This window comes from Thalassolituus hydrocarboniclasticus, assembly GCF_025345565.1.
Lineage (GTDB): Bacteria > Pseudomonadota > Gammaproteobacteria > Pseudomonadales > Oceanobacteraceae > Venatoribacter > Venatoribacter hydrocarboniclasticus.
In genome coordinates this window covers 3,737,038-3,750,864 of the sequence record NZ_CP054475.1, presented here as the reverse complement: position 1 = coordinate 3,750,864, position 13,827 = coordinate 3,737,038, and the positions used below count along the sequence as shown (strand labels likewise).

Sequence of the window (13,827 nt, the reverse complement as noted above, 5' to 3'; positions counted from 1 at the left end):
CCATGAGTGTGAATGCGGATGCCGCTATCCTGTTTCAGTTACAGCAGTTTGATCTGACGCTGGGTAAGCACCGCGTTCTGCATAACATTAACCTGACTGTTCGTCAGGGCGAAAAAATAGCCATTATCGGCCCCTCCGGTGCCGGTAAATCCAGCCTGCTGGAAGTTCTGTACCGCCAGCAGCCACAGCAGATTGCTCTCTGTCCACAGCAGGGCGGGCTGGTGGATATGCTGTCGGTGTATAACAATATTTTTATGGGCGGGCTGGAGCGCCACAGCAGTGTTTATAACCTGCTGAATTTAATCCGCTCATTTAATACCCCACGTGCCGAAATTCAGCAGCTGTGTAACGAGCTTGGGCTTGACGATAAACTCTGGCATTCGCCAGACCGGTTATCCGGTGGGCAACGTCAGCGGGTGGCCGTTGGCCGCGCGCTGTATCGTAAGCAGCCGGTATTTCTTGGCGATGAACCGGTCTCTGCCCTCGACCCGCTGCAGGCCGAGAATATTCTGCAGTTATTAATCAAGCGGCATAACACCCTGCTGGTCAGCCTGCATAACCGCCGTCTGGCACTTGCTCACTTTGACCGTGTGCTGGCGTTGCGCGCCGGTGAACTGGTTTACGATGGTCCGGCCGCAGCGTTAAGCAGTAACGATCTGGACGCTTTTTATGCGTCCTGATAACGATGCCTTAATACTGCTGAACCGTTTACCCGGCGTACGCCCGGCGCACAGCAGTGGCCGTCGTTTGCGCCGTATTTCCCTGTTATTTATTGCGATTGCTCTGGCTTGTACATTTCTGGCCGATCTGGCGCTTTATCCGACCGACCCGTGGCGTGAACTCGGACGTATTGGCTGGGGCTTTATTTCCCCCTACTGGGCTGACAGCAGCACGCTGCTCAGTGCGCTGGGCCAGACCGTTGCCTTTGCCTTGCTGGCGCTTATTATTTCAGTACCGCTGGGCTTAATTCTGGCGGTGTTTTATCACTGGCGGCCGGTGCGTATGCTGGCGGCGGCGGTACGTTCGGTACACGAAATATTCTGGGGGCTGTTATTTATGCAGCTCTATGGCCTCAGTGCCACCACCGGCTTGCTGGCGATTTTAATTCCTTACACCGGTGTGTTTGCCAAAGTATTTGCCGAAATGTTTGATCGTCAGGCGCCAGAGCCTGCGCTGGCTGTTTCACCTTTCAGCAGCCGCATCAGCCGCTATGCCTACACCTTAATTCCACAGAGTCTGGGCGAGATGCGCAGCTACTGCCGCTATCGTTTTGAGTGTGCATTACGCTCCAGCGCCATTCTTGGTTTTATTGGTTTGCCAACACTCGGCTTTCATCTGGAGACCGCTTTTAAACAGGGACAGTACAGCGAAGCAGCGGCTTTGCTCTGGGTGTTTTTTATATTAATTGCCAGCATCCGCTTCTGGTTACGTGGCTGGTTATTACCTGTTTATGCGGCATTAGCGCTCTGGTTGTTACCCCAGTCGCCCCCACTGGGCAGCAGCTATGCGTGGCAGTTTATCAGTCAGGATATCTGGCCACGGGCATTACAGCAGGGGGATCTGATTGCGGCTGCCGGCTGGTACTGGCGCGAATTCAGTCAGGTGGCCTGGCCGGCATTATTGCAGACGCTGTACCTTACCCAGATTGCACTGGTGCTGACCGGCGTTATTGCGCTGTTGTGCTACCCGCTGGCCAGTCAGGCGATCAGCGGCAGAGCCCTGCGCTGGCCGGGGCGTTTATTACTGCTGATTATGCGTTCGACGCCGGAAATGATGATCGCCTTTATCCTGCTGTTACTGCTCGGGCCTTCCGGCTTACCGGCGGTGCTGGCGCTGGCATTACATAACGGTGGTTTAATTGCGTTCCTGCTGGCCAACCACAGCGAACAGCAGCCACAGCGTGCCGATGACCCCAAAGGGATTAACCGGTATTTTTATCTGCATACGCCACGCTTGTATCCGGGGTTTCTTGCCTTTTTATTTTATCGCTGGGAAGTCATCCTGCGCGAAAGCGCGATGATGGGAATTCTCGGTATTGCCACCCTGGGCTTTTATATCGACTCTGCATTTGAAGAAATCCGTTACGATAAGGCCTTCTTCCTGATTGTGGTTGCCGCCGCACTGAATATTCTGATCGACAGCTTGTCGCGCCGTATTCGTCGTCGCACTGATACCGGTTTATCTGTATGACATTGGTTGTTTTCATCTCGGTTTAAGTGCGTATCATTAGAAAACCCGGAAACGTGTCATCGCAACCGGGCTATAGCCGAGATAATTTTCCGGCAGAAATTACAGGTGAAGCTGCTTTGCAGGAAGGAGCCTTTGAATAGTTGGTCTCAAGGATCTGAGCATGTTTGATTCAGCTGACAGTTATCAGAACATTTTTAACCAGCGTGCCGATGCTTATCACCAGGCTATGCTTAACTGGCCTGATGCCCGTGAGCAGGAGTTCAGGGCGATTTTGCAGGGGCTGGACATCCGTGCCGGAACACGCATGCTTGATATCCCTGCGGGAGGTGGCTATCTGGCGAGCTATCTGCCGGATAACGTACGGCTGCATCATCTGGAAACCAGCGAATTATTCGCCCGCTTGTTTGATCAGCATTGTCACTCAGGCAGCCGTCATCCGCTGAGCTTATGTTCTCTGGATCATTTACCTCTGCCTGATAACAGTATCGATATAGCACTTAGTCTGGCCGGTTTACACCACACCCAGGACAAGCGCCCGTTGTTTGCTGAGCTATACCGCTGCCTTTGTCCGGGAGGAACCCTGGTACTGGCCGATGCGCATGCGGATTCGGCCACGGCCCGCTTTCTCGATGGTTGGGTTAATACACACAACAGTATGGGCCACCACGGCTGGTACTTTGATCAGCAGACCACAGAGCAGCTGCGCAACAGCGGTTTTGATGACATTAAGGCCGCTTGCCGTAACTACCACTGGCACTTCGACAGTGCCCTTCAGGCAGGAGAATATTGCCGCCTGATGTTTGGTATAGACCGGGCTGAGGCGTCAGATGTCAGTGAAGTGTTGGCCCGTGAACTGGGTTTTGACAGACTGACAGACGGCCGGATCGGGCTGCGTTGGCAGCTGCACTTTATTACTGCCTGCAAGTCCGGAGGTTGATGGTTACGGCATTTAAATATGTTCTCTGGGGATCATCGCAACCGCAGGCCCCTGATAAAATAAAACCGCTGTAATCTCACCACTTACGCATTCTTCCTGTCTTGCCTGCCATAAACTGCAGGTTGCTCAGCCGGATAGGGCGTTGCCATTCACAGGGTTCAATTAACCCCTTCTTCACCTACTAAATCAGGATACTGAGGCCAGCAGCCACATGGTTAACTCCGGAGTTAATTTCTGCCGGAGAGAATACTATGGCAATAAGAACAGTAAGCCGTTATATGCTGCTGGCACTCTGTATTGGCTGTGCAACCAGCAATGCCGGGCCGCTGAAACAGGTGGCCGTTATTCAGAGTTATCATCCGCAATATAATTGGGATGCGCAGTATCTGCAGGCACTGCAGGATAATATGGGCGAGAAATGTCAGCTGACGGCATATTCAATGGATACCAAGCAGCTGGCTAAAAGTGACTGGCCGGAAAAAGCTGCCGAAATACAGCAAAGCATACGTCACCTGGCTCCTGAACTGGTGATCATTGGTGATGATAATGCATTCTCGCTGATGGCTGAAAGCATTGCCGGAATGGGTATACCAGTGGTCTTTCTTGGTGTTAATGGCGGCCGAGCCCAGTATCCGTTTATCGATAACCCGTTAATTACCGGTGTACTGGAGCGGCCATTCTTTGTGCAGAACATCCGCCATATGCGTAAGGTTCTGAAGCGCGACAAACATTTTCTGATTCTTACCGACGACTCACCGACCATGAATAATGCCATCGGTGAGTTTTTTGGTGATGCCCGTACGATGGTTATTCATGGTACGCAGGTCGATGTGCTGATGACCAATAACCGCGAGCAATGGCTGCATGCAATAAGCTCTGCTTCTGAGCGCGGTATTGATGCTGTGATTGTCGGCACCCATCACACCATTCACGATCATAACGGCCAGCATGTCAGCCCGGATACGCTGATGAATGAAGCCTGGGGAAAAGCGGAAGTGCCGATTTTTTCACTGTGGGATATTTTTGTTGGTGAGCATAAAGCCGCCGGTGGCTTTACCGTCTCGGCTTATCAGGAAGGCGTTACTGCTTCACGTCTGGCAATGATGATTCTTAACGGCACTCCGATATCCAGTATTAAGCCTCTGAATTCACTCAGTGGTCATTATGTTTACAGCCGTAAAGGTATGCAGCACTGGAACATTCACCTGTCGTCGCTGACGGCTTCGCAGACCACCTTTATTGAATAAATCCGGGGCATATTCCTGCTGAGCGGCTCAGAGTAAACATTTTTACTGTTACCTGATGCCGCATTACATTCCGTATTCCCGTTCCACTCTTGCTATCCGCACCCGAAATCCGGAATACCATTGCCTGCGGCCAAGGCGTTGTGCTTCTTTATGATCGGCGTCGTTCTTCCAGCGATGGATAGCCTCAAGACTGTCCCAGTACGATACCGTAATACCCAGATCTTCCCTTGCGGATTCAATACCAAGAAACCCCGGCTGTCTTGCTGCTGTTTCAATCATGCGTGCAGCCATTTCAGCGTAACCGTTATCTCCTTCGGTGCGGTGACTGCTGAAAATAACAGCGTAGTAGGGTGGCTCGGGTGTTTGAGCTATTTCCGGCATAACAGACTCCTGCGTATGTAATATTCACTGTTGGGACAGTAAATACATGACGGTAATGTGCGCCTGCAGGAAAGTAAATATCATGGAATGGGCAGCAGTGTCTGTTGCTGATTGCTTGTATTTTTTTGGAAGAAAAGATTTAAAAGATTGGTATATCCCCGGAAGCCAAAGGCTTCCGGGGATAGCAGCATCGGCTTACTGACCGTAAACCATGGCCGGGAACCAGTTCACCAGTGACGGGAACATAATCAGCAGTGTCAGGCCCAGTAACTGCAGTACGATAAACGGAATAACACCACGGTAAATTGTGCCGAGTTTGATTTCTGGCGGGCATACACCCTTCAGATAAAACAGTGCAAAGCCAACCGGTGGTGTCAGGAAGGATGTCTGCAACGTCACGGCAACCAGCATTACAAACCACACCATAATCGGCTGATCAATCACACCATAGCCATTAATAGAAATTTCCAGAGCATTAATTACCGGAGCGACCAGCGGTAATACGATCAGTGTAATTTCAATCCAGTCGAGTACAAAACCCAGAAGAAAAACAATGCCCAGCACAAACAGAATGATGCCATAAGGGCCAAAGGGCAAAGAGGTCAGGAAAGATTCAATATACTCATCACCACCCAGCTCGCGCAGCACCAGTGCAAACATGGTTGCACCAATAAAGATCGCAAAAATGTAACCACTGACGCTGAAAGTATTGTGCAGGCATTCACGCACCACATTGATACTCAGACGGCCGTTATGCCAGGCCAGAAGAATCGCGGCGGCGGCGCCAACAGCAGACGCTTCGGTTGGCGTTGCTATACCGGTAAAAATACTGCCCAGAACCGCAATAATCATCAGCAGTGTGGGGAGCACGGAACGCATAACGTTAACCCAGACTCTCCATGTTACCGGCTGTACATCTTCTGCCAGTGGCATGGAATGCGGGCGGATGATGCCCCAGCCCAGCACATAGACGATATACAGCACGCCCAGCAGAAGACCGGGGACGACGGCTCCCATAAACAGATCACCGACAGACAGTGCCAGCTGATCCGCCATAATTACCAGCATAATGCTGGGCGGAATCAGAATGCCCAGTGTACCAGCGCTGGCAACGGTACCAACGGCAACGGTTTTACAGTAGCCCTGTTTGAGCATGGCGGGTAGAGACATTACCCCCAGCAGCACAACAGAAGCACCGACAATACCGGTAGAGGCGGCCAGAATAATCCCGATCAGAATAACCGTAATAGCCAGGCCGCCACGTACCCGGCCAAATAATTCCTGAAAGGATTGCATCAGGTTTTCTGCCGCGCCGGATTTATCCAGCATATTTCCCATAAAAATAAACATGGGTAGCGCAACCAGAATCCAGTTGTCCATGATCTTGTAAATACGGCTGACCACCAGACCAATGGAGTTAAAGTCGATACCTATCATGGTATCGAGATACATGTCGCTCATATACGCCAGAGCGGCAAACAATGTGCCGACACCACCCAGAACCCAGGCAATAGGAAATCCGGAAAAAAGCAGAAGGATAAAGCTGGCGAACATCGCCACGATCAGAATTTCATTAATTTCCATAGTTATTACCCCGTATCAGTAATACAGACTCGCGATACAGATGGTTGATAAAGGTAAGCATCATCAGGCCGACTGAGACAGGGATCATCGATTTGATCAGCCAGCGCCAGGGCAGACCGGCAGGGGCGAGAGAGCGCTCATTGATGCGCCAGGATTCGGCAACAAAATCCAGACTGTGAATAAACACGACGAACAGAAAAGGCATTGCCAGTAACAGAATTCCGGCGATTTCAGTCATGCTTTTTGCTCTGGCAGAAAAACGCGACTGCAGAACATCTACCCGTACATGACTGTTGGTCGCCTGAGCGTAAATAACACCAAAGAGTACGCCAATGGCATACAGGTGCCATTGCAGTTCTTCCAGTGCAATCAGACCGGCGCTGAAACCACGGCGCAGGGTTATCTGCAACAGAATAACGGCAATAAGAATGGCGTATACCCAGGACAGGTATTCGCAGCTTTTACGTAATACACGATCGACCGCATCTGCCAGCAGCACGGTCGAAGGTGGCCGGAGATCATTATTCATAACATTACCCGTTTAAAAACAGAAATACCGGCACAGGGTTCTGTGCCGGTTTAAGGCAGGATTCAGTCGCGGTTGATAAAGGCGCGGCTTGACCAGAGTTTGTAGTTGTCGCGGAAGTTTTTCAGATCGTCATAAACCACGGCAAAGGTCGGGTCCTTACGCTGTTCCTGAACCACCTCTTCCCATGCTGAACGGAACTGATCCATCATTTCCTTTGGCCAGGTACGGATTTCTACACCACGGACTTCGGCATTTTTCTTCATGGCTTCAAACTGAATGTACTCAGATTCCGCCACGGAGTTGGTTACAGATGCCTTACAGGTTGTGGAAATCTGTGCGCGCTGGCTGTCGCTCATGCCGTTCCAGGTATCTTTGTTGATCAACAGTTCGAATACCGTGGCCTGCTGATGCCAGCCAGGGAAGTAGTTATATTTGGCCACTTTATAGAAGCCCAGTTTTTCGTCGATGGCTGGCTGTGAGAATTCGGTGGCATCAATTGCGCCTTTTTCCAGAGCACCAAAAATTTCACCACCCGGAATCAGCGAGGTGGAGACTCCCAGTTTCTGCATCACTTCGCCGCCAAGGCCGTAGAAACGCATATTCAGGCCTTTAAGATCATCGACGCTGTTTACCGGTTTTTTAAACCAGCCGGATGTTTCCGGACTGATCAGGGCGCAGGGCTCAACGTGTACGTTGTAGCCGCCATCATCGTACATTTTCTGGTACAGTTTCAGGCCATTGCCGTAATACATCCACGCGGCAAACTCCGGCGCTTCAGGGCCGAACGGAATGGTAGAAAAGATTGCAGCAGCCGGCATTTTTCCTGCCCAGTAACCGGCAATAGAATAACCGGAGTTCACTTTACCGCTGGATACGGCATCCAGAATTTCCAGTGGCGCAACCAGTTTTCCCGGCTCGTAAATTTTCATTTTAATCTGACCGCCGGATACCAGAGGCAACTGCTCAGATACCCAGGTGATCGGGGTTCCAAGGGCCGGCAGGTTGGAGCCGAAAGCAATGGGTGTTTTCAGTAATACAGGTTTTGCATGAACCGCAGCGGCACAGAGTACAAGAGCGGAAGCCGTCAGTAATGGCTTGATCATGGTTTTCATATCAGACTCCGGATTTATTATTTTCCTTTAATCTGAAAAGTCAGTTATCTGACAGATCAGGATTAAAAAAACTATATGAACCGGTTGGCTTTCACTCCATCCTTCTTTGGTAGGGACAATTAAAATAAGTGCAATACCTACTAAAGTAGGTGGTGGGCAGTCAGATATCGCCATGCACAAAAAAATACGGAAATAGTCAGCCATAATTGTCACTATAGCTGTGACGAAACGCCGGGCCTGTTATATGGTGCAGGGGCGGACTGAAAGAATAAGATGAGGTGCCACTTGATCGATTACCTGAGCAGTATATGGCTGGTTGGTCTTATTTCTTTGGCTTATGTGGGTTTTCTGTTTGTTCTGGCTATTCTGGGTGACCGTATCCGGAAGTCTTCATGGCAGCCCTATGTATACAGCCTGACACTGGCAATATTCTGCACCACCTGGGCCTTCTATGGAACGGTTGAGCAGACCGTGCGGCATGGTTGGCTGCTGGCACCAACCTATCTGGGCGCGATTGTTTTAATCACCGTCGGCTGGAAAATTCTTGATCGAATTATTCAGATTGCCCGGCAGGAAAACAGCACGACCATATCAGATTTTATTTCAGCCCGCTTTGGTCATAGCCGTGGATTGGCAGTACTGATTTCGGTACTCAGTATTCTGGGCATCGTGCCTTATATTGCCCTGCAGCTTAAGGCTGTATCGGGAAGCTTTCAGATTATTACTGATACCACCTCTGTTCAGCTCAGCTGGTACAGTGATCCGACACTGTTTATTGCCGCCGTTATGGCGGTTTTCAGCATTCTGTTTGGTACCCGCACAGTGGACTCGAGTGAAAGCCATCAGGGCATGATGCTGGCTATTGCCTTTGAATCGCTGGTGAAGTTATTTGCCCTGAGTGCTGTGGGTATTTTCGCGGTTTATGGTTTGTATGATGGTTTTGGCGACCTGTTCAGTCAGGCATTAGCCAATGAAGAGCTGCATAAAGTACTGACTACCTACGAGAACCCAAGCGTTTATCTTACCCATGCACTTATCGGTGGCATTGCGATTATTGCTTTACCGCGCCAGTTTCACGTAGCGGTGGTGGAATACCGCAGTGAGCAGGATTTAAAAACAGCCCGCTGGATGTTTCCACTGTATTTGCTGCTGATTAACCTGTTTTTGTTGCCGCTGGCTCTCGCTGCATTTATGCATGGTGACGTGCTGGAGTCTTTTAACTTTATTACCTTACAACTGCCGCTGGCATTCGGGCAGACAGAGCTGGCCACCTTTGCTTATGTTGGAGGCTTGTCGGCCGGAACCTCAATGGTGATTATTGCTTCTATCACCCTGGCCACCATGATCTGTAACGAGATCATTATCCCATTGTTAATTAAGCTGCGCCTGCAGGGCGACTCGCGGGATATTAAAGAACGTGTACTGAATATCCGCCGCATAGCCATTGTTATTGTTATGGCTTTTGCTTTTGTTTATTACCGTATGCTGTCGCAGTTCCACAGTCTTTCAGAAATCGGTCTTCTGTCGTTTACCGCTATTGCTCAGTTTGCCCCACCGATTCTGATTGGTCTGATGTGGCAGGGAGCTAACCGGCTGGGCGCTTATGCTGGCCTGATCAGTGGCTTCTTACTGTGGTTTTACTGTTTGTTTTTACCGGTATTAGCTAATGCCGGCTGGATTGATGCCGGCTTTATGGATGGGCCGTTTGGCTTGTCTTTTTTACGTCCGCAGGCACTGCTTGGCTTTGACCATATGAATCCGGTGGTACATGGCACTTTCTGGAGCCTGATGGCCAATACCCTGGCTCTGGTTATTTTCTCACTGTATTACAAGCCGGGTTTCTCTGATATCGAGCAGGCGCAACGCTTTGTTGAACCTTTTTCCGGGCAGCGTAATGTCGCACCACGGCGCTATGCGATCCGTACCGACGATCTCAAAGCACTGCTACAGCGCTTTATTAATCCGGCAAAAATCGATGCCCTGTTTAAAGACTTTTCCAATCCGGTAACCGGGCGGCTGATTACCCGTGGCGTGGTCAGCGAATCGATGCTGAAAGCGGCCGATCGCTTACTCAGTTCTGTGCTTGGCCGGCGTGGGTCTGACTTGTTGTTGCACAATCTGGTGGACGATAAGTCACCGCAATTCGCCCACCTTAACAGCCTGATGGAAGAGGTGAGCGAAGTTGTATTGTTTAACCGTGACCTGCTTAACTCCGTGCTGCACAGTCTGGTACAGGGCATTACCGTCGTCGATGAAAATCATAACCTGGTGGCCTGGAATCAGCGCTTCGCCAATCTTTATGATTTCCCCCCGGGTTATTTATACGTAGGGCTTTCTGCAGAAATGGTGGTGCGCTTTATTGCCCGATCCGGTGGTTATGGTGAAGGTGATGTGGAAGCTCAGGTGCAGATGCGCATGAGCGAGATTGAAAACCGAATGTCGCTGCATTATGTGCGCCGTGCCGCCGATCGCCGTTATATTGAATTAATCGGTAACCCGATCTCAACCAACCTGTATATTACGGTATACAGTGATATTACCGAATACCGCAATATTGAAGATGAGTTGCGTAAGGCTAACGAAATTCTGGAAGACAGAGTTGAGGAACGGACGCAGGAGCTGACGGCTCTTAATGCCGATCTGCAGCGTGCCAACCGAAATAAAACCCGCTTTCTGGCAGCCGCCGGTCACGATCTGGTACAGCCGCTGAATTCGGCGTCGTTATTTTCTGCATCCATCATCAATAAATTACAGAAAGCCGCAAGCCGCTGTCCGGAACTCAGCACCGATATTCTGCCGGTAGCCCAGAATATGGAACACTCACTCAGCTCTGCCGAATCGCTGCTGAATGAGCTGCTGGAAATATCCAAACTGGATGCCGATATTGTGCGTGCCAATGTGCAGATATTCCGCCTGTCTTCCGTATTACGCTCGCTGGTTGAAGAATTCCGGCCGTTATTTCAGCGCAAGGGTATTGAGTTACGTTTTATTGATTGCCAGCTGATGGTTGAGTCAGACCCTGTACTGTTACGCCGTATTTTGCAGAACCTGCTGGCCAACGCATTACGCTATACCGACCGTGGCCGTGTGCTTATCGGCGTCCGCCGCAGTCGTGATCATGTGCGCCTGCAGGTACTGGACAGTGGCCGTGGTATTCCGCCGGATGACCTGCATATGATTTTTGAAGAGTTTCACCGGGTCGAAAGTCAGGGAGATAATGGCAGTAAGGGTCTTGGTCTGGGTCTGTCGATTGTGCAGCGTATGTGCAAACTGTTACAGCACCCGATTCAGGCACAGTCTGAACTTGGCCGTGGCAGTGTCTTCACAATGGCTATTCCTATTACTGAGCAGCTGCCTGAGCCGGAAATTCCTGCCGCAGCGCAGGTCAGTTTATCGAATGATCAGCTGATTCTGTGTATTGATAATGAGCGGCAGATTACCGAAGGTATGAGTGAGCTGCTCTCTGACTGGGGTTATCAGGTTGTGGCAGCCATTAACGACGAAGAAGCGTTACAGAAGCTGCAGGGGCGTACTCCGGCAGTGGCGATTGTTGATTATCATCTGGACTTCGGCAAAACCGGACTGGACGCTATGGCCGCACTGCAACCACACTGGCAGCAGCCGGTACCTTGTCTGGTAATTACCGCCGACTATACCGACGAAGTAAAAGAACGCATTCAGGCGCTGGATTATCAGCTGCTGAAAAAACCGGTTAAGGCAATGGCGTTGCGTGCGGTGTTAAATCAGATAATGGGGTATAGGGAATAAATACCAGAAGAAAAATCCGGGTCTTTCTCTGACCCTCTGGCAGAATGGTTTGATGGATTATTAATCCGGAATCACCAGCTCCTGCACAATCAGCGCAGCCTGAGTGCGGTTATTAATATTCAGCTTGCGGAAAATATCGCTGATATGGGATTTAACCGTGGTTTCTTTGATATTCAGCGCATAGGCAATCTGTTTGTTCAGTGCGCCTTCGGCAATAAACTGTAATACGCGTAATTGCTGCGGTGTGAGCTGGCGCAGTTTTTCGGCCAGATCAGATTTGGTATGGCTGAATTCGGGAAAGCTGATACCACCTGAAAAAATATGCTCAACCGCCGTGCGGATCTCCACAGGTGATGATGCCTTGGGAATAAAGCCCAGCGCCCCCATGCTGCGGATACTGCCGATAACAGACTGATCTTCGCTGGCGCTGACAACAGCAACCGCCAGTTGCGGGTGCTCACTGCGTATACGCATTAAGCCCATAAGGCCATTGTTGCCGGGCATTTTTAAATCGAGTAGCAGCAAATCGGTATCGCCTGAGCGCAGGTTTTCCTGAACCTGATCGAACGTCTCACATTCGCTGATGTTGCAGGGTTCTTTCAGCTCGGCAAGCGCACCACGCAACGCTGTACGGAACAGCGGATGATCGTCCGCAATAAGTATCTGATACATGGGCCCGCCTTGTTTTTATCGTTATCCGGCTATGACTCTAACCGTCGTCCTGACCTGCAGGCAATACACTAACACCCCCTCTACCTACTAAAGTAGGTTGTTTTGGTAACGAATTTTCAATGATAAGTACGGTCTGGCGCAGATTGGCATTTTCTGCTCATAAACCACAACAGTCCCTACTATTTTACGGGATACCCGTTACTTTCCCCGCCCTATATTAATCGTGCTCCGCAGGAATTACCTGCACTGTGCGGATACAGACTGGTTGTTTGTGATCCGTAATTTCACATCATCTAAAGGGTAGGAAGACATGATGCAAAATAACAATAAGGCCAACCGTCTGGCGCTGGCGGTATGTACTGCAGCTCTGTTTGGTGCGGTTGCCGCACAGGCGGAAGTTAAAACTGAAAATACCTTCAGCGGCTACGTAAAAGCAGACATGCTGTTTAATTCTGAAAATGACGCCACGGGTGGCCTGCGTGAGCAGGCACTGCTGACACTGAATGCCGATGAAGCCGATGATGAAGAAGGCGATCTGTATATGTCGGCCTGGGAATCACGCCTGAATTTCACCTCAAAAAGCACCGGCACTCCGGTGGGTGATCTGAAAGCAGTGATTGAAGGCGATATGTATTCTGGCCCGAGCCAGAATGTGTTTAACCTGCGTCATGCCTATATGCAGCATAATAACCTGACCATCGGTCAGACCTGGTCCACCTTTATGGATCTGGGCGCGCTGGCGGAGACCGCTGATTTTGGTGGCCCGGCTGCCCGTATTTTTACCCGTCAGCCTCTGATCCGTTACAGCGTCCAGATGGGTGATGCGACTCTGGATCTGGCAGCAGAAAAACCGAAAAACTCGATAGATCCGGTAATGCCGGATCTGGTGGCTAAATACACCATGAAAACTTCTTTTGGTCATCTGTCTGCTGGTGTATTAGCACAGCAACTGAACGATGATGACGGTGTTAAAGACGATTCTGCGATGGCGCTGGCAGCACGTTTCTCCGGACGAATTAACCTGGGAGGAGATAACGTTAAATTTGCCGTCATCTCCGGTCAGGGCCTTGGTGGCTATATGAACTTTGGTGATGTAGCAGCCTATGATTTCTCTGGCGACAGCATTGAACTGTCGGAACAGACCGGCTTTAAAGTCGCCTACCAGCATGTATTTACCGATACCCTGCGTTCTACTCTGCGCTATGCCCAGACCAGCAGCGAAATTGACGGTAAAGACATGGGTGATTTCAGCTCAGTACATGCCAACCTGATTTACAACCCATACAAGCCGTTAAGCTATGGTGCTGAAATTATTTCCGCGACCAAGGCCAAGGCTGAAGGTAATGCCCTGACTGAAGACCGCAAACTCAGTCGTCTGCATCTGTTCGCCAAACTGGCATTCTGATG

At 50.4% G+C, this 13,827-nt stretch carries 11 protein-coding genes; 6 read left to right on the top strand and 5 right to left on the bottom strand.

Annotated elements, in window-relative coordinates:
* Positions 1-2: 2 nt before the first annotated feature.
* The 4 genes from HUF19_RS16815 (at position 3) to HUF19_RS16800 (ending at position 4,374) form a co-directional block, all read left to right on the top strand.
* Positions 3-680, top strand: a complete 678-nt coding sequence (locus tag HUF19_RS16815) for an ATP-binding cassette domain-containing protein (protein WP_260997668.1) — start codon at positions 3-5, stop codon at positions 678-680.
* Entirely contained in the window at positions 670-2,190 is a 1,521-nt protein-coding gene (locus HUF19_RS16810; protein ID WP_260997667.1) for a PhnE/PtxC family ABC transporter permease, read from the top strand. Before HUF19_RS16815 ends, HUF19_RS16810 begins: the two co-directional genes overlap by 11 nt.
* 160 nt (positions 2,191-2,350) lie before the next feature.
* Positions 2,351-3,127, top strand: coding sequence for a class I SAM-dependent methyltransferase (locus HUF19_RS16805; RefSeq protein ID WP_260997666.1), 777 nt, complete (start codon positions 2,351-2,353; stop codon positions 3,125-3,127).
* A 251-nt stretch (positions 3,128-3,378) separates the two neighbouring features.
* On the top strand, positions 3,379-4,374 hold the full coding sequence (locus tag HUF19_RS16800) for an ABC transporter substrate-binding protein (protein WP_260997665.1): 996 nt from the start codon (positions 3,379-3,381) through the stop codon (positions 4,372-4,374).
* Positions 4,375-4,437: 63 nt separating this feature from the next.
* On the opposite strand, the gene HUF19_RS16795 is transcribed toward HUF19_RS16800, so the two are convergent.
* The 4 genes from HUF19_RS16795 to HUF19_RS16780 form a co-directional block, all read right to left on the bottom strand.
* Entirely contained in the window at positions 4,438-4,755 is a 318-nt protein-coding gene (locus HUF19_RS16795; protein WP_260997664.1) for an antibiotic biosynthesis monooxygenase family protein, read from the bottom strand.
* A 195-nt stretch (positions 4,756-4,950) separates the two neighbouring features.
* Entirely contained in the window at positions 4,951-6,339 is a 1,389-nt protein-coding gene (locus HUF19_RS16790; RefSeq protein ID WP_145467917.1) for a TRAP transporter large permease, read from the bottom strand.
* On the bottom strand, positions 6,329-6,868 hold the full coding sequence (locus HUF19_RS16785; RefSeq protein WP_260997663.1) for a TRAP transporter small permease subunit: 540 nt from the start codon (positions 6,866-6,868) through the stop codon (positions 6,329-6,331). Before HUF19_RS16785 ends, HUF19_RS16790 begins: the two co-directional genes overlap by 11 nt.
* 62 nt (positions 6,869-6,930) lie before the next feature.
* On the bottom strand, positions 6,931-7,980 hold the full coding sequence (locus HUF19_RS16780) for a TRAP transporter substrate-binding protein (protein WP_145467921.1): 1,050 nt from the start codon (positions 7,978-7,980) through the stop codon (positions 6,931-6,933).
* Between the two features lie 285 nt (positions 7,981-8,265).
* Between HUF19_RS16780 and HUF19_RS16775 the strand changes: the two genes are divergently transcribed.
* Positions 8,266-11,748: a hybrid sensor histidine kinase/response regulator gene (locus tag HUF19_RS16775; RefSeq protein WP_260997662.1), complete on the top strand. Its 3,483-nt coding sequence runs from the start codon at positions 8,266-8,268 to the stop codon at positions 11,746-11,748.
* A 60-nt stretch (positions 11,749-11,808) separates the two neighbouring features.
* Here the strand turns inward: HUF19_RS16775 and HUF19_RS16770 are convergent, their stop codons facing one another.
* Positions 11,809-12,420 carry a response regulator transcription factor gene (locus HUF19_RS16770; RefSeq protein ID WP_260997661.1) on the bottom strand — a complete coding sequence of 204 codons (612 nt, stop codon included), beginning with the start codon at positions 12,418-12,420 and terminating at the stop codon, positions 11,809-11,811.
* Between the two features lie 310 nt (positions 12,421-12,730).
* On the opposite strand from HUF19_RS16770, the gene HUF19_RS16765 reads away from it, so the two are divergent.
* Positions 12,731-13,825 (top strand): DcaP family trimeric outer membrane transporter, encoded by a 1,095-nt coding sequence (locus HUF19_RS16765; RefSeq protein WP_260997660.1) that lies wholly within the window; start codon positions 12,731-12,733, stop codon positions 13,823-13,825.
* Positions 13,826-13,827: the final 2 nt, after the last annotated feature.